At 41.9% G+C, this 24,571-nt stretch carries 13 protein-coding genes; 10 read left to right on the forward strand and 3 right to left on the reverse strand.

Annotated elements, in window-relative coordinates:
- The first annotated feature begins 145 nt into the window (after positions 1-145).
- The 7 genes from PCH02S_RS10200 to PCH02S_RS10235 all read left to right on the forward strand — a co-directional run bounded on the left by PCH02S_RS10200 (position 146) and on the right by PCH02S_RS10235 (position 11,747).
- Complete coding sequence (locus PCH02S_RS10200) at positions 146-967, forward strand: helix-turn-helix domain-containing protein (RefSeq protein WP_127452578.1); 822 nt, start codon at positions 146-148, stop codon at positions 965-967.
- A gap of 450 nt (positions 968-1,417) precedes the next feature.
- Positions 1,418-2,272 (forward strand): ABC transporter permease, encoded by an 855-nt coding sequence (locus PCH02S_RS10205; RefSeq protein ID WP_407670053.1) that lies wholly within the window; start codon positions 1,418-1,420, stop codon positions 2,270-2,272.
- Positions 2,273-2,285: 13 nt separating this feature from the next.
- Positions 2,286-3,158, forward strand: coding sequence for a carbohydrate ABC transporter permease (locus PCH02S_RS10210; RefSeq protein WP_127452582.1), 873 nt, complete (start codon positions 2,286-2,288; stop codon positions 3,156-3,158).
- A gap of 67 nt (positions 3,159-3,225) precedes the next feature.
- Positions 3,226-4,830, forward strand: coding sequence for an extracellular solute-binding protein (locus PCH02S_RS10215; protein ID WP_127452584.1), 1,605 nt, complete (start codon positions 3,226-3,228; stop codon positions 4,828-4,830).
- 238 nt (positions 4,831-5,068) lie between these two features.
- Entirely contained in the window at positions 5,069-7,585 is a 2,517-nt protein-coding gene (locus tag PCH02S_RS10220) for a carbohydrate-binding protein (RefSeq protein WP_127452586.1), read from the forward strand.
- A gap of 221 nt (positions 7,586-7,806) precedes the next feature.
- Positions 7,807-9,369: a response regulator gene (locus PCH02S_RS10225; RefSeq protein WP_127452587.1), complete on the forward strand. Its 1,563-nt coding sequence runs from the start codon at positions 7,807-7,809 to the stop codon at positions 9,367-9,369.
- Between the two features lie 716 nt (positions 9,370-10,085).
- The gene (locus PCH02S_RS10235) at positions 10,086-11,747 is read left to right on the forward strand and encodes a response regulator transcription factor (protein WP_127452589.1); all 1,662 of its coding nucleotides are present in this window, start codon (positions 10,086-10,088) and stop codon (positions 11,745-11,747) included.
- 75 nt (positions 11,748-11,822) lie between these two features.
- Here the strand turns inward: PCH02S_RS10235 and yjfF are convergent, their stop codons facing one another.
- Genes yjfF through PCH02S_RS10250 form a run of 3 tightly spaced genes read right to left on the reverse strand, consistent with a single transcriptional unit; the run spans position 11,823 to position 15,315 of the window.
- Positions 11,823-12,785 (reverse strand): galactofuranose ABC transporter, permease protein YjfF, encoded by a 963-nt coding sequence (gene yjfF / locus PCH02S_RS10240; RefSeq protein WP_127452591.1) that lies wholly within the window; start codon positions 12,783-12,785, stop codon positions 11,823-11,825.
- Positions 12,769-13,806, reverse strand: coding sequence for an ABC transporter permease (locus PCH02S_RS10245; protein WP_127452593.1), 1,038 nt, complete (start codon positions 13,804-13,806; stop codon positions 12,769-12,771). The genes yjfF and PCH02S_RS10245 overlap by 17 nt, the downstream gene beginning before the upstream one ends.
- Positions 13,807-13,809: 3 nt before the next feature.
- Entirely contained in the window at positions 13,810-15,315 is a 1,506-nt protein-coding gene (locus tag PCH02S_RS10250; RefSeq protein WP_127452595.1) for a sugar ABC transporter ATP-binding protein, read from the reverse strand.
- 448 nt (positions 15,316-15,763) lie between these two features.
- Between PCH02S_RS10250 and PCH02S_RS36840 the strand changes: the two genes are divergently transcribed.
- The 3 genes from PCH02S_RS36840 (at position 15,764) to PCH02S_RS10265 (ending at position 24,357) form a co-directional block, all read left to right on the forward strand.
- Positions 15,764-19,000, forward strand: a complete 3,237-nt coding sequence (locus tag PCH02S_RS36840; protein ID WP_127452597.1) for a family 43 glycosylhydrolase — start codon at positions 15,764-15,766, stop codon at positions 18,998-19,000.
- A gap of 486 nt (positions 19,001-19,486) precedes the next feature.
- Positions 19,487-22,930, forward strand: a complete 3,444-nt coding sequence (locus PCH02S_RS36845) for a carbohydrate-binding protein (RefSeq protein ID WP_407670054.1) — start codon at positions 19,487-19,489, stop codon at positions 22,928-22,930.
- Between the two features lie 104 nt (positions 22,931-23,034).
- Positions 23,035-24,357: an Ig-like domain-containing protein gene (locus tag PCH02S_RS10265; protein WP_127452601.1), complete on the forward strand. Its 1,323-nt coding sequence runs from the start codon at positions 23,035-23,037 to the stop codon at positions 24,355-24,357.
- Positions 24,358-24,571 lie beyond the last annotated feature (214 nt).

The raw sequence follows: 24,571 nt of genomic DNA on the forward strand, positions 1-24,571 counted from the left end.
ATGGTATGTTCTATACTTTTTGTAGTATGTTCTATACTTTATGGAGTAAACTTTCTTGAATCCAGAAATATCCCATAATATAATTAAATTCAATAAGTAGGTATTGGATTAGCTGTATAATTTTATATTGGAAAGGATAATTTCTATGGAATATATCGAAATTAATCCCCAGATTGAATTATTCATTAATAGACACTCCACACCCACTTGGATTATTGAGGATGCCACAACAGATTTTATTGATTTAACCTATATTTTCAAGGGAAGAGCTTACTACTCCATTAATGGCATCGTGCATGAAGTTAATCAAGGTGATCTTATATGTATTCCAAAAGGCAGCCGTCGAAGTGCCACCACTGACCCCAATAATTTGATGACCAGTTATGCACTAAACATTCATCTTTATGATCTTAAAGGCAAAGACGTTCATTTACCGTTTCCATTAATATCGCATATCGGTGAGCCGGAGGAACTGCATTCCTTATACAATGAATTGACATTTGAATGGTTAAAGAAAAATAAAGGTCATGAAATGAAAGCGCGTGCATTGCTGCTTCTAATTCTCCATTATTATTTCAAGTCTCTGTATTATAAAGGTAACAATGTGAATATAGACAAACGGATTCAGAAGGCCATTAGATACATATTAAGTAACTTGCAGAATCAAATTGAGGTTGAAGAGCTAGCTGCTATTACCGGTTTAACTACCGCTTATTTTGGAACATTATTTAAGAAATACATGGGAGCATCCGTTAAGGAATATATCAACAGAATGAAAATTAACAATGCTGAGAATATTCTACTTAGCGGTGAATTTACCGTCCAGGAGGCTGCTTATAAATGCGGTTTTGAAGACATTTATTATTTCAGCAAGCTATTTAAAAAAATAAAGGGTTTTCCTCCTTCCAGAATTTTAATAGAAAGTAGCAGATCTGATCGGCAGGAATTTGAAATCGTAAACAAGTAAAAACAGGACTTATCGCGGAAGCGGTAGGTCCTTTCTTCATGCAAGTAGTGGCGACAAAAGCTTTAAAACGATTGCTTTCAGAACAAAATATCGAGTGGGATTGAACTGACAAGAACCTTGGAAATTTCTGAGGTTCTTTTTCATGCTGGAGATATCCGTCCGTTTAACAAAAATATTATCCATAATTAATACAAAAGGTAAAAAGTTTGTCCATGGATATTGAAAGCGCTTAAAATTACAATTCAAATATGAAAAAAGTCCTCGGAAACTCAGGATTGGTTTTTCTGACGCATCTGATGCAAGCAACAATAATTAAAAAATACAAAGAGGTGAGTACACCAAATGGAGAGGAACGATTTGATGAAAACAGAAACTAGCACTACAACCTCCATTCCTGCTGTCAAAGGAGGTGGCATTGCCTACTTGAAAAGACAATGGCCACTTTACGTAATGATGGTCGTACCAATGGTATTTTTCATCATTTTTAGGTACATCCCGATGGCAGGCGTTGTGGTTGCTTTTAAAGACTACAACATTTTCAAAGGAGTTTGGGCCAGTCCATGGGTAGGTTTCGCAGTCTTTAAAGAAATCTTTGCCATGCCCGAATTTTATAAGGCACTTCGTAACACCCTCATGTTGAACGTGCTCGGATTGCTAACCTTTCCGGTTCCTATTCTATTAGCACTTCTTCTGAATGAACTTCGCGTGCAATGGTATAAGAAGCTAAGCCAGACATTAATGTATTTGCCCCATTTTATTTCGTGGGTCATCGTAGGAGGGATGGCTATCGAGTTGCTCTCGACCAATAATGGTTCGATTAATCATATGCTGATGGCGATCGGCGCTTCCCCCATTCCATTCTTGGAAAAACCGGCTTTATGGATTGCAACCTATGTTGGAACAGGGGTTTGGCGTAATGCCGGGTGGGGAACGATCCTGTATTTGGCAGCACTTACGGGAATAAATAAGGAGTTGTATGAAGCAGCAGAAGTAGATGGTGCGACTCGTATGCGCAAGATTTGGCACATTACTTTACCGGGCATTAAGCCAACCATTGTCGTCCTGTTTATTCTTCAAATCGGGAATATGGCTAATATCAGCTTCGAGCAACCTTATGTTCTGAAGAACTCATATGTGATGGATTATGCTCAAGTAATCAGCACTTATGTATATTCTGTAGGAATTCAGTCGGCAAGATTCGCACTTGCAACGGCTGTCGGTTTGTTTCAATCAGTAGTCGGATTAATTCTTCTTCTGTCGGCAGAGTTCATTTCGAGAAAAATCAATAATCAGGGCATTTTTTAATGGGGGTACATGTATGATTCAGAATCCGGCTGAGAAAATAGGCAATACGATTATTATACTTCTGCTGGGCATTTTTTGTTTGTTTTGTGTGGTGCCCATGATCCATATTTTTGCATTATCGCTCAGCGGTAATCGGGCAATCATGTCCGGCGAAGTGACTTTATGGCCGATAGATTTAAATTTCGAACCCTATAAGAACGTATTTGGTGACATGAGCATGATTCGCTCCCTGTTGTTTACGATCTGGCTTGTTGTCGGTTACACAATTGTAAGCTTGATCGCTACGATTCTGGCTGCATATCCGCTTAGCCGGCGGAATTTTAAGGGGAAGAACATCCTTTTCGCTCTGATCATCATAACCATGTTCTTTAATCCTGGGATTATTCCAAACTATTTGTTGATTAAAGAGCTTCATATGTTGAATAGCGTTTGGTCGCTAGTTTTGCCGCTTCTCATCAACGCTTTCCTGTTGATTATCTTGAAAACATCTTTTACGCAGCTTCCAGCTGAACTGGAAGATTCCGCCTGGATGGACGGGTGTGGTCATTTCCGTTATTTAATGCGAATCGTGCTCCCGTTGTCATTGCCGATATTGGCGACTTTGGCGCTCTATTCCGCTGTCGATCGTTGGAACATGTTTCAGGATGCACTGTTCTTTATTAACGACTCAAATCTATACCCGATTCAACAAAAGCTTTATGAGATCGTAATCAACAGTCAAGTGAATGACGCTACTGCCCAGGAAGGCTTTGGAGGCTCTGCTCCGGTGCCGGAAAGCTTGCAGGCGGCAAGCATCATGTTCGCAACTGTCCCAATTCTACTCGTATATCCTTGGCTTCAACGTTATTTTATCTCAGGCATGCTTGTAGGTGCAGTTAAAGGCTGATAGCTGTCTCGACCGCTATAGCGGTTGAATTCACTATACATTCAATAGATTAAAGGGAGGATTAAACATGCAGGTAAAATATCGCAAAACTATTAACGTAGCTATGGCCGTTTTAGCGACAACTGCTATCGCGCTTGCAGGCTGCAGCAACTCACAAAACAGCCCAAGTAATTCGGCCACGCCGGGAAGTTCGGCAGGAACGAGCGAGACCCCAAAGGGTCCGCCAATCACTTTAACGGTCGAGCTGTTTGATCGAAGTAATGCACCAGCAGGCGCTCCGCCAATCACTGACAATTTCATGACGCAGTACGTTCAGAAAAACTTCGGAGATCCGAATAATATCACAGTTAAGTTTGTTACGATCCCTCGTTCCGAGGAAGTCAAGAAACTGAATGTATTAATGGCATCCGGAACTGCGCCCGATCTCGTCTTTACGTACGACAAGCCGACTGTTCAAAGTTATGTGCAAAGCGGCGGAATTGCTGATCTTGGGCCAGCGATTGAGAAGTACGGACCTCAGTTGAAGAAAGTACTTGCTCCAACATTGAAGGACGGCGTTTTTAACGGTAAGCAATATACCATTCCGGCCCTACGGGTCATTCAATCGCAAACAACAAGCATCATCCGTAAAGATTGGTTGGATAAATTGAACCTGCCTTTGCCGACGACGACGGATGAATGGTATCAAACATTGAAAGCGTTTAAGGAGAAGGATCCGGGCAATACTGGCGGAAAAGTCATTCCGTTTACGTTAATTGATATGTTCCATATCAAACCGCTAACCAACTCTTTCTGGGATTGGAGTAAGATCACTGAAGAGGACCTATTTGCGGATCCAGACGGATGGACGCTACCTGGCAACAAGGAAGCTTTCAAATTCTTAAATAAGCTATACAGTGAGGGCCTGCTCGATAAAGACTTCCCGCTAGCGGCAGACTTCAGTCAGACATTCAACAAACAAGTCGTTAACGGTCTTGCAGGGTCTGCTACACCGAATACAAACGATCCAATTTACAGCGGATACTACGCAAACCTTAAGAAAAATAATCCTGAAGCTGTTCTTGCAACGATCGATCCGTTCAAAGCAGCGAATGGAAAGTATCCTAAACCGATGTATTCCCCTAGCGGTATTTATCTGATGGTTCCAGCAGCGAGTAAAAACGTTGATTCGGTTATCAAATATTTGAACTGGATGGCGGAACCGAAGAATCTTATTGCGCTGCAGTTCGGACAAGAAGGCGTTTCTTACAAAACAGGTGACGATGGCATTCCATTTGCTTTGACAACGCCTGAAGCCAATCAGATTCTCTTTAATAATCAAGACTACGCCATGATTGTGAATGGTAAATACGTGAGCACAGACTCACCAGAAAAAAACATGGCAGCCAATGCAACCGATCCGCAATTTAAAGACTTCACTATCGACAGTATTAAGAGTGGTGCGAGAGACGGCTATACAGGCCCGCGCGTCGATATTCCAATTCAAGCTGAAATCAAGTATTCACAGATTCTGACCGATAAGATCAAACAGATGTTGGCAAAGATTATTACTGCTAAGTCTACCGAAGTTGACAGTGTTTATGATCAGCAACTGAAAGAATGGAAAGATGCGGGGGGCGAAGCCGTTATGAAAGAAAGAAGACAGGCGTATCAACAAACCTACAAAAAATAATCCTTTTGCTGCCTAACGAACTCGGTTCCCTCTCAATAGGGGAACCGAGTTTTCATTTTTTTTTGAATTAAAAAATATTTAAAGGTTTTAAAAAAAATATTCCATGTAATTCTTATCCATGTTTGATTAAAATTTTTAATAAAAGCGGTTTCAGTTGAAAGTATGAAGTAAGAATGGATGTGATGATGAACGTTATTGGCAAGCAGTAGCCTATTAACTACTCAAGGAGTTGAAAGCAATGAACTTACGTTTTAAAAAAACAGTTAACATTTTCTTGGCATGTGTAACTGCTATACCATTATGCTTCGTGCCTGCGTCGACTGAGGTATCGGCCGCTTCGGCAGCTAACGATGTAATTGTTAACTTATCGGCAGAAAAGCAAGTGATTCGTGGATTTGGAGGAATAAACCATCCGGCATGGATCGGAGATTTGACATCTGCTCAAAGGGAAACTGCTTTTGGTAACGGAGAAGATCAGTTGGGTTTTTCCGTTTTAAGGATTTTTATTGATCCAGATAAGAACAACTGGTATAAAGAACTTGAAACAGCTAAAAAGGCGATTGAACGGGGAGCAATTGTGTTTGCATCGCCTTGGAATCCTCCAAGTGAAATGCTTGAGACCTTCACCCTCGGTATGAGCTCAGGCAACGGCACCACATATGAAGCGGAGACGGGAACAACATTGACCAGTTCCGCAGTGGAAATGAGCAATTCAGGGTATAGCGGTACCGGATATGTTAACTTTCAAACAGCATCCGATGCGGCCATTCAGTGGGGGAGTATCGGCGTTGGCAGTACAGGTACGAAAAACGTAAAAATTCGGTATGCTCTACAGGAAGGAACAAGCAAACTAGATGTTTATGTGAATGGGACGAAAGCTCTCACCAATGTAGCGTTTGAGGCAACCGGCAGCCTGTCGACCTGGGGAGAAAAATCCGTTCAGGTTCCCATGAAGAGCGGGAACAATACGATAAAACTGGTAACTACCGGCACAGACGGACCGAATATAGATAATATCAACCTAACAGCGTATGTTGAGGATCCATCAGCTAAACGCCTTAAACATGATAAGTATGGAGAATATGCGCAGTATCTGAATGAGTTCGATACCTATATGAAGAGCAATGGTGTGGAATTGTATGCGATCTCAGTTCAGAATGAGCCTGATTATGCACACGATTGGACGTGGTGGAGCCCTGAAGAAATGCTTCGTTTTATGAAAGAAAATGCGGGAACCATTCATAACAGGATCATCGCACCGGAGTCATTTTCTTACGTAAAACAAATGTCAGACCCTATCTTGAACGATCCGGAAGCACTAGCGAATTTGGATATTCTAGGCGCTCACACGTATGGCACTAATTATAAGGATTTCCCTTACCCGCTTTTTGAACAGAAAGGATCGGGCAAGGAACTCTGGATGACGGAAGTGTACTATCCAAATAGTGAGAATAACTCAGCTGATCGTTGGCCCGAGGCATTAGGTGTTGCAGAGCATATGTATAATGCCATGGTAGAAGGGAATTTCCAAACATACGTATGGTGGTATATCCGTAGACAATACGGTCCCATGAAAGAGGATGGAACAATAAGTAAGCGTGGATACATGATGGCGCATTACTCAAAATTTATTCGACCTGGCTACGTTAGGGTTAAAGCTACCAAAAATCCGGATCCGCAGATTTTTACATCAGCATTTAAAGGTAACAATAAAGCGGTTATTGTTGCAGTAAATAAAGGAAATACAGCCGTGAGTCAAAAATTTGTTATGCAGAACGGGACCGTAACGAACGTAGCTTCATGGTTAACGGACAGCACAAAGAATCTTAATGCCAGAGCCCCTAGTCATGTAACAAATGGTTCCTTTACGGCCGAACTACCTGCCCAAAGTGTTACGACTTTTGTTGCTGATATCAATACGGACAACCTAGTACCAACTGCTGCACTCTCAGCAGACAACAGTGTGATGCCAGGGAGCAGTTTTACAGTGAGAGTTAGCTTGAACAACTTGGAGAAAAGTGTTTATGCCGAAGACATTACATTGACTTATGATGCCAATAAATTTGACTATCTAAGTGCGGAAGCGGCAAATAATAACATCGAGATCGTTGGAGAGGACAAAGCAACAGCCGGCAAAGTTAGGTTTATTGCCGCTAACATTGGAGGTGTAACAGGAGCAAGCACGCCGGCTCTAAATTTAAATTTTAAAGTAAAAGCCGGTGTTCAAAATACGCTTGGAACGATTGAAGGTTCTAAGGCAGAACTTGCTGATTACGAAGGAACCGTTTTTCAGGCAGCGCTTGGCAGCAAGAACATTTCTATTGGCAATGTGATAGTAATCGTTGATAAGACAGCTTTGACAACAGCTATCTCAAGTGCACAGAGTCTGTATGATGCTGCAGTCATCGGCACAGAGATAGGTCAATACCCGCAGGCAGCCAAAGATGTTTTCGGCACTGCGATCGACGCAGCCAAAATGGTTAAAGACAAAGCAAATGCGACGCAGTCTCAGGTCGATAGTGCCGTTGCAGCACTGGGCAGCGCTGTAGAAATCTTTAAGGCAGCAGTTATTAAATCTCCTGACCTCAATAAAGATGGAAATATAGATGTAGGTGACCTTGCCATTGCGGCTTATCATTACGGCAAGGATTCCAACAGTGTAGATTGGGGAACGGCTAAGTTAGCAGATTTGAATGGAGATTATAAGATCGATATTATGGATATCGCATATGTAGCATCCAAAATAATTGAATAATATTTCTTTTGAATTTGGTACTCGTTTGGCGATGGTAATACATCATCCCAAACTTATCATTCCATTGGATTATTGATATTATGAAAGCGAATACTAGTGGGATGTGAATGGAAGGGACTCTTGAAGTTCCTTCTTTTGGTTTGGCTAGCATTCTTTAGGGGATAGGTTTATGATACAATAAGTTTCATCAATCTGAGCAGATATAGAAGGAGGCAAGAATCTTGTTCAAGGTATTGTTAGTCGACGATGAGGTATTCGTGCGTAGGGGTCTGCAAAAGCTGATGAAATGGGAAGAGTATAAATTTACCCTCGTTGGAGAGGCAAAAAACGGTGGGGAAGCTTTGGACATGATAAACCGTTTGAAGCCGGATGTGGTAATTACTGACATTATGTTGCCTGTATTAGATGGGCTTGGTTTAATCAGAAGCGTGAAAGAGGCGGGACAAGTAGATCCCGAATTTATCATTATTAGTGGTCATGATGATTTCAAATATGCCCAACAAGCGATTCGTTACGGAGTTCAGGATTATATCTTAAAACCTATTGATGTGAAGGAACTGGGTGATACACTGCAGAGACTTGTGGTTTCTATTAGCAGAAAGCATTTGACAGCGCTTACGGAGGGGAGACACGCACTCGGTTCTGTGCTGGAGGTGCTGCTTCAGGAGGATCTTCAGGAACACGAGGCTGCGCGTTATATAGAAGGATTGGGAATTGAATCAAATGCTACAGGATTCCTATTTGCATGGGCCGAGATCCAAGTTGCCCCCGGAGAACAGCAAGTTAGTTTAAAAGTTTTCCAAGAAGTATTATCTTCCTTTGGCAGAGCAGGAGGCAGGATTCCCGTACTTGAGAATATGCCAGGCAGGTTTGGAATGTTATTGAGTGCAGAGGTACTGAATCAGTGGGGAAATGAAGTATCGCACTCATTGGCGGAGCTTCGCGCAGAGATTTCTAGACAGCTCATTAATGAAGTAACTATCTTTGCAGGCGACATCGTGAACAGCATCGTACACTTGCAGCAATCTTATTTCGGAGCCAACGAATCAGTAAAACATAAGTATGCCGAGGATGGGAAGAATGTCATTCTATATGGGAAAGTGAAAAGCAAGCCTCTTGACATGACCGAAATGGCTCCTAGTCTATACAATCAGTTGATGGTGGAGTTGGAGGAAAATAATAAACAAGCTTTCGTAGAAATCATCGACGGCATGTTTTTGACTTTTCGTAATCAGCGATTTGCACTACAAACCGTTGTCAGTCTTCTATGCGCTTTCAATTTAAGAGTTATTGATGTAATAAAGCAGATGTACGGCGATGATGAGGAGCAGCGTCGGTTGCTTAAAATATTAAAGGGTGACCATCAAGCTTGGAGCCTACAGAGGTTAAAGGAGCATTTCTTACAAATGACTTCACAGGCAGCCGAGTATATAGCCCAGCTGCGCAAAGAACAGAACAAGGGAGACATCGAAAAGATTAAGAAATTTATCGATACCCATTATAGTGAGAATATTAATCTAAAAAGTATTGCCGCTCAATTTTATATGAATTCCGTCTATTTGGGGCAGCTCTTTCGTAAGACCTATGGCGCCTACTTCAATGGTTACCTTCTGAAGTTGCGTGTGGAGGAGGCGAAGAAGCTGCTTCGTCAAACTGACCTGCGGATGTATGAAATAGCTGCGAGGGTAGGTATTCCGAATGCAAATTATTTCGTAACCCAATTTGAAAAGTGGGAAAAAGTATCACCATTGGAGTATCGAAATAAACTTGTAAACAAAAAATAGGTGGCGTTATGGACGAGAAAGATACATCTAAATAATATGAAACTGTTCTAAAGGGGGAGTTAACATGGGAAAAGTGAAATTGTCCAATTTACGCCAGTAAGAGGCGGTCTTTATTTGTAGCCGCGATTAATGAAAGATGCATTTTGCTATAAGTTTTCGTTTAAATTCTGTTATAACTCTCCCGTTCAGGTGCCACCATTAAGCAGAATTGGCTGGTCAAGTTGTGGAGGAACCGTAACATCCACCGCCAACCCGCACATTCACCCAATGGGGAGCAATCTTGTAGATAAATTGCTGTATTATGTGAAGAACTGTGATGACCCCATTACAAATAACTGCGCGTATAAAATGACAACGTCTGGTAAGTGGAGTAAAAAGTTGTACATTGTTCGTTTCCTTTATGGACTTTATAATGTGTAAATAGCACAGCGACAGATCTTTGAGGGTATTTTAGAATGAATCTGGAAAACAAAGTTTGCGTTTTAGTGGGCTGTAAAATGTAAAAAAATTTAAATCCGATAAAAGTGCAAAAGATCGAAAGTTTGTTCATTAATTTTTAACCTATAGACTGTTAAAATAGTGTTACATAGATTTGAAAGCGTTTTAATTCGAATTAAAGCTCCGATGTTGCTTCGATTTCCAAGAACTTATCATACGATATTCAAATAAAGTACAGTTGTCACCCTTCTCATTCCAATGGAAAAAGGTGAGCCATAATGAAAAAAGTCATGCTAGTAGACGATGAAATTCTGATCAGGGAAACAGTACGGGAGTGCATCCAATGGGAGCAAGAGGGCTTTATTTATTGCGGTGACGCTCCGGATGGTGAAATGGCACTGACTTTAATTGAGCAATTACGGCCTGACATCATCATTACAGATATTATGATGCCCTTTATGAACGGTTTAGAACTAAGCGCTATCGTCCGAGAACGATATCCGGAAGTGAAAATTATTATTTTGACGGGACATGAGGATTTCGGCTATGCAAGAACAGCTTTAAGGATGGGGGTCCACGATTACTGTTTGAAGCCGATCCATGCATTAGATCTCATTCAGCTTTTACGCAATGCAAGCGAGATGATTGACAAAGAGCGTGAAATAAAGGCTAGCATTGATAAATTGAGGCAAAGTGAGCTTGAGAAAATAGAAGTTTCGCGCGAAAAGTTGCTGAATGATTTGTGCAGCGGTTTTGTTACAACGATTGAGGCTATTCAGTTAGGCGCGACTTTGTCGCTTGATTTGCAAGCGCGCTATTATGTTGTGGTAATCTCAGATGTGCGAAGTCTTGAAGACAAGCCAATAGCGGATACCGGTGTAGCGAGTCAAGTAGAACATAATCTGATCGGACAATTTCAAAAAGCTCTTGAGAGTAAGGAATTGTTACAATTTAAGCGAAGTCGCACTGAGATTTGTTGGTTAATTAAAGGTGAGACGCTAGAACAAATCCAGTATGAGCTAGGAGTTTTCAAGGAAATATTAAATATGATTAATGAACAGACACCTGCTGCATCGGTTTCGATCGCGGTGGGGATTGGAAGCGTACAGGAACGGCTTATGAATATTCACATCTCTTTCCTGGAGGCCGTTGAAGATATGCACTGGAGGCGATTATCCAGTCAAAACCGTATCACACTTTGGGAATCGATCTCAGGATCCATGGAACAGTACGTTTTCTTGGACCGTGCCTGGTTCGTAAATTTCTTAAAAATGGGATCTCCTTCACAATTATCCTCGTTCTTGGAGGAATACGCCTCGGCATTGGCTGGTGTTGACTGGATCTCCTCTCCTATTGGTTATTACATTCTTAATGATTTGACATTGGAGGTATTTCGTTCGGCTAAGGATATGTACCGGCATTGGGACGCGCCTGAAGATACGCTTCAGCAGTTGCAGCAAATTCTCAAGACGGTTCGTTCTATGGAGGATGCGATTCAATATTTGACTAGCCTCACAAATCAGTTTTGGTCGTGGCGTTCTCAAACGAATGATAGATATGGCGATATGCTCAGGAGTGTTAAGGAATATATTCATGCTAATTACAACAATGACACTTTTTCGCTTCAGGATGCAGCGGAGCATGTTAAGGTGAGTTCCAGTCATTTAAGCAAAGTATTTAGTCAGGAAACAGGCCGCACCTTCATTGAGTACTTGACACATTATCGTATTTATAAAGCGATGGAGCTCTTTAAAACGACATCCTACAAATCGTTTGAAATTGCGTTTCTCGTCGGTTATAACGATTCCCATTATTTCTCTACTCTTTTTAAACGCATAACCGGGATGACCACCAAGGAATTTAAGAAAAGTGGGAATTTGGATAGCACCCTCTTGGTCATGGAGCGCAGCGAAGCTAGTGAGCAGTTGATTAAACGGTAAGTATGTTTTGCTATTATCTCTTGTTAAATAAAAGAAAGGACTTTGGCGGAACCCACCAAAGTCCTTTTGTTGTTCTTACTTATTAGCCCATTTTCGCTCACTTAGTACCTTCTGGAGAAGGATGAATATGCAGAGTAGTAAACCAATTACAATTTTAGTCCACCAAGAGCTAAGTGTACCTTCGAAGCTAACAATCGTTTGAATAACCCCTTGAATTAGGACTCCAAAGAAGGTACCTGCTATATAGCCTACTCCGCCGGTTAAGAGGGTTCCACCAATGACAACGGCTGCAATCGTATCAAGTTCCATTCCCATGGCATGTAAGCCATAACCAGATAACATATAGAACGTGAAGACAACGCCAGCGAGCGCAGAGCATAATCCACTGAAGGCGTAAACGCCAATTTTTGTTTTCGCAACAGGTAAGCCCATTAATAGGGTGGATTGTTCACTGCCGCCTATAGCATAAGTATTACGTCCAAATCGGGTATAATGAGCCATATAGAACCCAATCGCCACAACCATGAGCGCGATGATCACGCTAATTGAAATGAAATTACCTCCTGGCAGCGGAATTTTAGTCTGTGCAATACGGGTATAAAGTGCATTATCGATAGTAATTGTATTTATGCTGATTACGTAACAAAGTCCTCTTGCTAGAAACATCCCAGCGAGTGTGACAATAAACGGCTGGATATTGAAATAATGAATAATTGCCCCCATCCCCCAGCCGAAAAGAGTCCCTATTAGTAATACTAATAGGATTACAACAATAGGAGGCCAGCCTGCTTGTAAAAGAGAGGCAGAGATTATCGTAGTTAATGCGATTACCGATCCTACCGATAAATCGATACCACCTGAGATGATGACAAAGGTCATCCCAACGGCCGTAATGAGTAGAAAAGCATTATCGATTAACAAATTTAATAGAACCTGCATAGAGAAGAAACCTGTATATCTGAACGAACCTGAGATATACATCAATGCAAATAAACAAACAGTCACATATATAGGAATGTATTTACGATTTAGCAGCATGGCGTTTAACCCCTCGCTCTGCCGGATATTTGCGAGTTTTCCAGCTCATAAGTATCGTTTTGCGGAAAGTATCTGATTGAATGAGGCATACAGCTAGGACAACAATAGATTTGACGACTAATGTAATTTCTGGTGGAACTCCGATCATATAAATCGTAGTTGTCAGTGTCTGAATAATTAATGCTCCAATTAACGTACCACTAAGAAAAAATCGTCCTCCATTTAATGAGGTTCCTCCGATGACAACGGCCAGAATGGCATCTAGTTCATACCATAAACCCGCATTATTACCGTCCGCGCTAGAGACGTTTGAACTTAAAATTAAACCGGCGACTCCTGCGCATAATCCACAAAAAATATATACTGACAACATCACAGTGTGAGAGCGAACACCCGCCAAAAGACTTGCAGTCGGTTTACAACCAACGGACTCAATAAATAACCCAAGTGCTGTTTTGCGTGTTAATAAAACGGAGATAACAAAAACAATCGCAACAAGAAAGATGGAAAAGGGCAGTGTCCCTAAAGAACCAGCACCGATATATTTATAAGATGAGCTCGATACGGTAATAATTTGACCGCTTGTTATTAGTTGAGCAATTCCCCTTCCGGCAACCATTAAAATCAAGGTGGCGATAATAGGTTGAATACCTGTTTTCGCAACTAGGAATCCATTCCATAAACCTAACAGCAAGGATAGTGCAAGGGAGATCCCAACGGATAACAATAATGTTCCCAAAGCGTTTTGATCGTTGCTCTTACTAATCGTTAGACAAGCAACAGCACCGGATATTGCTACAACAGATCCCACAGAAAGATCAATACCCTTTGTTGCGATAACTAAAGTCATACCAATTGCAACAAGAATTAAAGGGGAACCGAAATTCAGGATGTCGATTAAACTTCCATATAAATGACCATCCTTCATTGTAATAGCGAAAAAACGGGGGGAATATACCAAATTAAACAATAACAAAATAGCCAACATACATATGGGCCAAAACAAATGATGCTTTACCATGACTTAACCTCCTGCTATCGCTTTCATGATATTCCGCTGACTGATTTCCTCTCCTGACATTTCCATCACTTTCTTGCGGTCTCTAAGAACAACGATTCGTTCACTAACTCGAAGCACCTCTTCAAGTTCAGACGAGATAAATAGGACCGACATACCTTTATATGCCAAAGAAAGAACAAGTTTTTGAATTTCTGCTTTTGCGCCAATATCAATTCCCCGTGTCGGTTCGTCCAGAATTAATAGCTTTGGATCAGTCAGAAGCCACCTGGCAAGCAGTACTTTTTGTTGATTGCCACCACTTAGATTCTTAATTAACTGCTCGGGATTGGGTGGATTGATATTTAAAGCACGAATATACTCATCGGCTATCTCATCCTGTCGCTTTCTTGAAATCACTTTAAACCAACCGCGAGTTGCCTGCAGAGCTAGAATAATATTCTCACGAATGGTTAAATCGTCAATAATTCCTTCCGTCTTGCGGTTCTCTGAGCAGAAGGCAATTCCTTGATCAATTGCTTGTCTTGTCGATTGTACATTGACGATGGAACCGGAAAACTTCAATTGACCCGAATCGGCACGGTCTGCAGCGAAAAACAGTCTGGCAAGCTCTGTTCTCCCCGAACCTAGAAGACCAGCTAGGCCAACAATTTCTCCCTTGCATATTGATAGATCAACTGGTTCAATCGATCCTTTTTTGCCTAAGGCCGAGGCTTCCAAGAAGACTTCATTTTTCAGATAATGCACATTATCTTTGGGAAGGTCATCGAGAAGACTAATGTCCTTGCCAATCATCTTCGAAACTAGCTCTATGCGAGAGAGATCTTTGGCCAAATGCTCGCCAACATATTCTCCATTGCGAAGAATAGTTATACGATCTGAAATTTCGTAAACCTGGTCAAGGAAATGAGTGACGAATAATATAGCTAATCCTTCATTTTTCAGCCTGGATATGACCGTAAATAGTTGCATAACCTCGCCACGATCAAGACTTGAAGTTGGTTCATCTAAGATGAGAACTTTTGCTGATATACTTACAGCTCTTGCAATCGCGATTAGTTGCTGAACAGCTACTGAGTATGTATGCAATGGTTGCGTTACATCAATCTCAAGATTCATTCTCTTTTTCAACAACAGCTCTGCTTGCCGATTAATCTCTTTCCAGAGAATACGTCCGAATCGCCGAGGCTCTCTACCGATGAATATATTTTCAGACACGGTAAGATTAGGACATAGATTAACTTCTTGATATACGGTACTGATACCAGCCTGCTGTGCATCTCGAGGGCTGGTGAATTTAACCGCTTTTCGGTCTAGCATTACGCTACCTTGATTAATGGAATAAACACCTGTCAGAACTTTAATAAGTGTTGATTTCCCAGCTCCGTTCTCTCCCATCAAAGCATGAACTTCCCCCGGGAACATCCGGAAGTTAACGTCTGACAGAGCTTTAACACCAGGAAACTGTTTATGAATACCAGACATTTCTAGAACGGGCTCGTTTTCCCTCATTGGATAACTCCTCTCTTAGATAAGAATGGCCACTCCTCACGAGTACTAGCATCAGAGTTGGTTGATTCCTTATGAATTAATTATAGAAAGATCACAAATTATTTTATACAGAGTTTCTAACTAGTTTCTTGTAAATTTTTAACCGTTGTATCTTGCTAAAAGACAAAAGTTTATTTTCATTCGCAAAAAATTTGATTTTTGGCAAAAAGGATAACGGACGGATAACCTAAAAAATGAACTTTTATAAAAAGAAATTACATCGTGCTTTAATAATTGCAAAGTTATAATGAAGGAAATATTAACCAGGGGAGGCGATAAAATGCTTTCAACTTAAAGGGTGATCCCAAAAAATAAAGCGCTATCATTTTGTTTTTGAAACCATTTGCGTATAGGTCACTGGTCAAAAATTTGCTTCAGATTGAGCAGGAATGGGAGGAAGTTCAAATCTATGTATAAAAAAATGTTTGCATTCCTTTTAGTTTTTACATTAGTAGTAGGTATTTTACCAGGCCAAAGTACTACACAAGCAGCAGAAAGTACTGCGAAAAATCCAATCATTTGGGCAGACGTACCAGATGTAGATGTCATTAGGGTGAACGACACTTATTATATGACCAGCACTACGATGCACGTGAACCCAGGAGTTCCAATTATGAAATCAAAGGATCTTGTAAATTGGGAAATCGTCAATTATGTTTACGATATTTTAGCTGCTGGTGACAAGCAAACGCTTTCCAATGGTCAGAATATTTATGGACAAGGCTCATGGGCAAGCAGTATTAGATACAATAACGGCAAGTTTTATGTGGTGTTTGCTTCCAACGATATTGGTAAGACCTATATTTTTCAGACTACTGACATCGAGAAAGGCCCGTGGGAAAAGTATGAACTAGCTGGTGGCGTTTATCATGACATGTCCTTGCTGTTTGATGATGACGGACGTGTATATATGGTTTATGGAAATGGGACTATTAAAATAATTGAGCTTACAGCAGATGCCACTGCAATCAAAGCAGGTGGAATGAACAAAACAATTATTCAAAATGCAAGTGCTCCCGGAGGTTCGGGCGGTCTGGGAGCTGAAGGCTCTCACATTTATAAAATTAACGGAAAGTATTATATCTTTAATATTTCTTGGCCTACAGGGAGTATTCGTACTGAATTAGTACACAGAGCGGATACGATAGATGGCGCTTACGAAGGGAAAATTGCTCTAAGATCTGGGAGTAATTCCAATAGTGCCGGTGTAGCACAAGGGGGAGTTGTTCAGTCTCCTGATGGAAAGTGGTATGGCGTGTTGTTTCAGGATTATGGATCAGTTGGTCGTATTCCTTACATTGTACCGATGACTTGGAGTCAGGATGGATGGCCTGTATTCGGAGATGTCAATGACACGGGGATTCCAGCAGCGCTTTCGAAATCCTGGGTTTCATCGGATAATTTCGATCAGAGAACAGAGAAGGTCGCAGCTTATCACACTGAGGTAGCAAGTGGTGAAAATGACAATAATGGATCGAACCTCTCACTAGTATGGCAGTGGAACCATAATCCCGATAATAGGTTCTGGTCTCTAACTGATCGAACAGGATATCTGAGACTTAAGACTGGAAAAACGAGCACTGATATTTTGAACGCAAGAAATACACTTACACAGAGAACTTTCGGTCCGGAAAGTTCAGGAACGGTCGCTTTAGATGTTAGTAATATGAAAGACGGGGATTATGCCGGAATTGCGGCATTCCAAAAAAACTACGGATTTGTTGGCGTCAAAATGTCCGGTAATACGAAATCTGTCGTCATGGTTAACGGAAGTTCAGGATCGCCCGTGGAATTAGCCAATATTCCCCTTAATCAAAATACGGTCTACTTAAGGACGGAACTGGACTTTAAGAATAGGACGGATAAAGCTTATTTCTATTTTAGTCTTGACGGTCAGCGTTGGGCTTCTATAGGAAACACACTCCAAATGTCGTACACACTTCCGCATTTTATGGGTTACCGTTTTGCACTATTTAATTTCGCCACTAAAACAACAGGCGGTTATGTTGATTTTGATTACTTTAAATTAGATGACAAATTGTCGGGATCAAATTTCGATACGAATTTAAAATCGCTTCAAGTGAATGGCGTTCAACTGAGCGGATTTAATTCTAGCGTATACACCTACTCCGTAGATCTTCCTGCTGGTTCAGCACCTCCGCAAGTTACTGCTGCTTCAAATGACTCTGCCGCAAATGTCTCAATTATACAAGCAACTTCTTTACCAGGAAAAGCTACAGTGACTGTAAGTAAAGATGGTCTGCAGGCCGTCTATACCATTAATTTTAATACGCCAGCCATGGTGGCCATTGAAGCGGAAACGGCCGCAGAAAACTCGGCGAATGCCTATGTACAAGGTATCGCAAATGGCCATACTTGGTCGCTTGTTGACGGACAATCCACGAAAGCAATGTTATTTGGCCCGGATGATGGCACTTCTGTTACGACGGGGACCGATGCTGCAAGCCTTGCTGCAGGTTCCAGACTTAACTATAAAATCAACTTCCCAACCACAGGTAGTTACAATGTTTGGTTGCTAACGAAAAGTCATAGCTTCCAAACGGATTCCATCCACGTCGGATTAGATAATCAGTACAAATTTACTTCCAATGGTATTCAGAATGTGAGTAACAGCCAGTTTAGATGGGTTAACCTCAGTAATGGCGGTACGCTTGTGACAGGTGGCACAACGCTAAATATTTCTGCAGGTGAGCATGAATTGAATTTATGGGGAAGAGAATCCGGCTTAATTATTGATCGAATTTACTTAACAACAAGCAATTCAACTGCAGATCCAGTTTGGCCTACTGTTGAACCGAAAGAAGTTACAGCTGCAATTACAGCAGACAACAGTGTAAAGCCTGGAAGCAGCTTCATAGCAGCAGTTAATCTGAATAACCTGACACAAACGGCTTATGCTCAGGATATTACTCTTTCCTATGATCCAAACGTTTTTGATTATGTAAGTGCGGTGGGTTCCAATGAGAACATTATGATCGCCGGTGAGGACAAAACGACCACGGGAAAAGTTAGACTTATTGCCGCTAATATCGGAGGAATAACCGGAGCTAGCACGCCGATTTTGAATCTTACATTTAAGGTGAAGTCCGGTGTTCATGATACGACTGGAGTAATAGCAGTTACGCAGGCCAATTTGGCTGATCCGAATGGAACAGTCGTTCAGGCTGCTCTAAGTAGTAAGAGTATTTCTATTGGCAGCGTGGAAATCGTTGTAGATAAATCTGCTTTGACAACAGCGATTACGAATGCACAGAGTGTGTTTGACTCTGCCGTAGTTGGAACCCAACCTGGTCAATATTCTCAGGGAGCGAAAGATGCATTAGGTGTTGCCATCCTTGCTGCAAAAGCTGTCAATGAAAATGCAAGTGCGACACAGCCTCAGGTTGACAGTGCCGTAGCAGCTCTAGGTAGTGCAGTGGATATCTTCAAGGCAGCGGTAATTAAGTCTGCTGATATGAATAATGATGGAAGTATTAACGTGGGAGATCTAGCAATGGTTGCCTACCATTATGGCAAAGATTCTACGAGTGCGGATTGGACGACAGCGAAAGCTGCAGATCTGAACGGTGATAATAAGATTGACATTCTGGATCTTGCAATCGTTGCATCCAAAATACTTGAATAGGTCGTATTGTTAACAAACTGAGTTCTAGTAAGCTCTATCCTAAACATGTAAACTCATCAGGGGATAGAGCTTACTAAATAGAATATCCGCCGAAAAAAATAATCAATTAGCTCGCCTTATTCGCCTAAGATTACTCATTTTTGACAATCACTTCGTGCAATATGCTACCTAAAAATTTCAACTTTAAAAAAAAGAAATTACATCGTGATTTCAAAATCGCAAAGTTATAATTAAAGCAGTCAGAAAAACAATGGCAGCCGAAAGAGATGTTTGAGTACCAAGAAGGGAGAAAGGAATGGGGCATTTATTCTATGTCAGGGATAATGAAAGCGCTTAACTTTCGTGTCGTATGTAAAGTGAAAGGAGGTGCCCAGGTAAAAAGAACAGTAAAATGCAATAGAAATGTGTCGTCTAATGTAACAGAGTTCCTATCATGATGGTGGAGGTTGTTCTATGAAGAAGTGGAAAAAATTGCTTGGGGTTACTATGGCTTTAACTGTTGCTCTTACATCAAGCCCAGTACTGACTGGGAGTGTAGAGGCTGCTACATCAACGATCACGCCAGCAATCGGGAAAACACCTGGTAACGCTAATCCTTTATTTTCGCAAAAATTTGGTGCTGATCCATATGCCATGGAATATAACGGCAGAGTCTATGTTTACATGACAAATGACGTATTTGAATACAATGCAGATGGGACGATTAAGGATAACGGATACAGTAAGATTAATAAGATTACGGTTGTTTCATCTGACGATATGATCAACTGGACAGACCATGGTGAAATACCTGCAGCCGGCGCGCAAGGTGCGGCCAAATGGGCAAATAACTCTTGGGCACCGGCAGCTGCACATAAAACGATAGATGGAAAGGAGAAATTCTTCCTTTACTTTGCAGATAGTGCGAATGGCATAGGGGTGCTTACAGCGGACAGTCCGATCGGTCCCTTTACAGATCCGATTGGAAAAGCTCTCGTGAATAGAAACACCCCAGGAGCTAGTGATGTGACATGGCTGTTTGATCCGGCTGTGCTGGTTGATGATGATGGAAGCGGGTATATCTATTTTGGTGGTGGTGTACCGACTGGCAAAGACGCTGACCCAGGGACAGCGCGTGTGGCAAAGCTCGGTGCGGATATGATTAGTTTGGATTTGAGCGCAAGCGGTGGGACACTAGGACGCATTAATCCACCGTGGTTGTTCGAGGACTCAGGAATCCATAAATATAACGGCAAATACTATTACTCTTATTGCACTAATTTCTCAAGCGGACATCCGGCAGATATTCCTACTGGAACAATTGCCTATATGGTGAGCGATAGTCCGATGGGGCCATTTACGTATGTTAAAACGATACTGCCTAATCCAGCGTCCTTTTTCGGTGTAGGGGGTAATAACCACCACTCTGTGTTTGAATTTAAAAACCAATGGTATATTGTCTACCATGCCCAGACCCTTGCCAAGGCATTGGCTGAAAGCGGGACGGTACCTCAAATGGGGGGACAACCGCATGGATATCGGAATGCGCACATTAATAAGGTCGATATTGATGCAAACGGAGTCATACAGAATATTGCCGGTGATTACAAAGGCGTCCCGCAGTTGAAAAACTTTAATCCCTATACAAGGGTTGAGGCTGAAACCATTGGTTGGAACGGAGGTATATCCACCGAAACCACGACCGAGCCCGGAGGAATGGTAAGCAGTGTAAACCTGGCTGTGAGCAACATTAGTGATGGAGACTGGACAGCCGTTTCCAAAGTCGACTTTGGTACCACAGGAGCAGCAATATTTAAGGCTAATGTTGCAAGCAGCTCGGCTGGTAGTACATTAGAACTCCGTCTTGATAGTGCTGATGGCACATTGATTGGGACACTTCCGATTTCCAACACAGGCGGAGACAACGTATGGAAAACAGCGGCAACAAACGTTACAGGTGCCTCAGGTGTCCATGATGTTTATATGGTATACAGGGGAGCATCCGCAGGTAATCTCTTCAAGGTAGATTATACGCAATTTGAGCAAAAGAGTGCTGTTCATGAATTAGCTGCCATTAATGCTTCTATTGATAAACAAAAGATCGACACTGTTTCCGGAACGAACCAGGCAACGATGAAGGTTACTGCTGTATACTCCGATGGAACGAGTGAAGATATTACTACTCAAGCAGTTGCAACATCATCGCCAAGCGGCATTGTAAGTGTCAGTAATGGAGTAGTAACCGGCATCGGCTATGGCACGGCAGCCATTAATGTAAGTTATGGCGGTAAAACAGATACACTCCATTTACAAGTAAAAGACTTGAAAAGTGAATTGACAGTGAAGAAGATTACTGTTGATAATGCTTCTTTCGCACTGGACGCAGGCAAATCTGCCACCTATAAAGTTACGGCAGAGTATATGGATGGACATACGGAAGATGTAACGAAATCAGCAACTTATACGAATTCGAGTCCTGCCGTAGCAGATGTTGCGAACGGTACAATTACAGCCAAAGCCAGCGGGACAACCAATGTTACTGTAAGTTACAAAGGAACATTAGGCGATGCAGCAACAACGCAAATGAATGTAAGTGTAAATACGCCTTCCGTAGTGGCCATTGAAGCAGAAGCTGCAGCAGAAAACTCAGTGAATGCTTACGTATATGGCACCATAAACGGACATACGTGGTCGCTGGTTGACGGGCAGTCAACGAAAGCTATGCTATTTGGTCCTGATAATGGTTTCGCCATGTCAGGCACGGATGCTGCTACACTCGCAACAGGTTCAAGCTTGAATTATAAAGTCAATTTCCCGGCTTCAGGTTCCTACAACGTATGGTTGCTTGCGAAAAGTATTGATTATAATTCAGACTCTATTCACGTTGGATTGGATAATCAATATAAATTTACTACCAATGGTATTCAAGGTTTGAGTAACAGTCAGTTTAAATGGGCTAACATCAGCGGTACGAGCGGTGGGATGTTCGGTGGAGCTACTTTAAATGTTTCTGCTGGCACGCATGAATTGAACCTTTGGGGAAGAGAAGACGGATTTATTATTGATAGAATCTTGTTAACTACAAGTAATGCAACAACTGACCCAGTCTGGCCTGAACAAAAAGTACCTACTGCTGCAATTTTGGCGGATAGCAGCGTAAAGCCTGGCAGCAGCTTCACAGTAGCGATGAATCTGGACAACTTAGCACAGAGCGTTTATGCCCAAGATATCACCTTGTCTTATGATGCCAACGTATTTGATTACGTAAGCGTTGCAGGTGCAAACGACAATATTCAGATTGTTAAAGAGGATAAGTCGACTGCTGGAAAAGTTAGACTGATTGCTGCTAATATCGGCGGGGTTACTGGAGCCAGCACACCAATTCTGAATCTGACCTTCAAGGTTAAGGCTGGTGTTCATGATACAACAGGAGCGATTGCAGCAACGCAGGCCAAATTCGGCGTGGGTCCCGATGGAACCGTGGTGCAGGGAGCTCTTGGCAGTAAGAATATTGCAATAGGAAGCGTTGAAGTTGTTGTAGATAAGTCCGCCTTAACAGCTGCGATATCGAATGCACAAGGTCTGTTTGACACGGCAGTGGTTGGAACACAACCTGGTCAGTATCCGCAGGCAGCCAAAGATGCGTTAGGCGTTGCCATCCAAGCAGCTAAAGCTATATATGACAACGCAAGTGCTACACAGTCCCAGGTTGACAGTGCAGCAGCTGCACTGGGCAGTGCAGTGGATATCTTCAAGGTTGCTGTAGTTAAGTCTGCAGACATGAATAATGACGGAAGCATCAACGTGGGAGATCTGGCGATGGTTGCCTACCATTATGGTAAGGATTCCACAAGCGCGGATTGGGAGACTGCTAAAGCTGCAGATCTGAATGGGGATAATAAGATTGACATTCAGGATCTTGCGATTGTTGCAGTTAGAATACTCGAATAATTAGTTGAACTGCGAGCTTATGCCCTCTCCCTATAAACTAAGTGGGATAGGGCATAACTCGAATACTTTTAGAGACCACCTTTTTTAAAAAAGGAGTTCAGCAGATGAGAAATGTTAAAAAAATTGTCTCCCTGATTATGGCTGCGGCTATATCGGCGAGCATATTTATCGGTGTGCCACCTGCCGTTAAAGCTGCAAACGATACAAATCTCAAACTCTGGTATAAAGTTGAAGAGGCAAGCGGAACTAGATTGCAAGACTCTTCTGGCAACACTGCATTCAAGACTCTAAATACTGAAGTAGGTGTGCCTGTAACAGATGTGACAATTGCATTAAGCATGATTCAGGGATCAACTGTAACATTGCTTGCAACAATTACCCCTGCTGATGCTTCCAACAAGACAGTGACCTTCTCTTCAAGCAATCCAGAAGTTGTAACAGTTTCCGAAGCGTTATACAATCCTGCTACAGGAGCTACTAGCGTAAAAGTGAAAGCAATGGCAGAAGGAAATACAGTCATTAGCGCAACTACTTCGGATGGTAATAAAACAGCAGTATTCCATATCACAGTAGTTTCATCCAACGAACCAGCAGGGCCTACGGCTGTACTTTCTGTAGACAACAGTGTGAAGCCTGGAAGCAGCTTTACTGTTGGTGTTAGCTTGGCGAATATGACACAAGATGTCTATGCGGAGGACATTACCTTAGCCTATGATGCCGATATATTTGAGTATGTTAACACTTCAGGTGCAAACAACAACATTCAACTTGTTACAGAGGATAAAAGTACCGCTGGCAAAGTTAGACTTATAGCGGCTAATATCGGAGGAATATCGGGGGTGGACACGCCTGTTCTGAATACAATTTTTAAAGTAAAAACCGGCGTTCTAAATACTAGCGGGACAATTGCAGTTACTCAGGCAAAACTAGGTGTTGCTCCACAGGGAACTGTAGTTGAAGCGGCACTTAGCAGTAAAAGTATTTCAATCAGCAATTCAGAAGTGGTTGTAGATAAGGCAGCATTGATAGCAGCTATTACCAATGCTCAGAACCTATATGAAACGGCAGCGATAGGCACACAGCCGGGACAATATCCGCAAGCGGCTAAAGATGTGTTCGGTGCAGCCATCCGTGTAGCTCAAGCAGTAAAGGACAACGCAAATGCCACTCAGATTCAAGTTGACAATGCAGTAGAAGCCTTGGGAAGTGCTGAAGCTATTTTCAAAGCGGCGGTTATTAAGGTTGTGTCTGCAGATCTGAACAAGAATGGAAGTATCGATGTAGGCGATCTTGCAGTTGCCGCTTACCATTACGGTAAGAGTTCAACTAGCGCAGACTGGGCAACTGCCAAGATGGCCGATATGAATGGAGATGATACAATCGATATTGTTGATATTTCGTATATTGCGTCCAAGATCCTCGAATAGTTGATCAAAGAAGCCGCTCCCTGGGAGCGGCTTCTTTGTCATTTATCCCGCATCGTTCGGCCACCTCTGAAACAGTAAATGTCCCCCCATGAAAAGTATTTCAAGTAATCTGTTCAGATTAATATACAACAGTAGAAATGATAGGTATCTTTAAAAATTACAAATCATCTTGGGTTCTTCCATGGTGTAGTAATACACGATTTAATATAATCGA

This window comes from Paenibacillus chondroitinus NBRC 15376 (assembly GCF_004000765.1).
Lineage (GTDB): Bacteria > Bacillota > Bacilli > Paenibacillales > NBRC-103111 > Paenibacillus_E > Paenibacillus_E chondroitinus.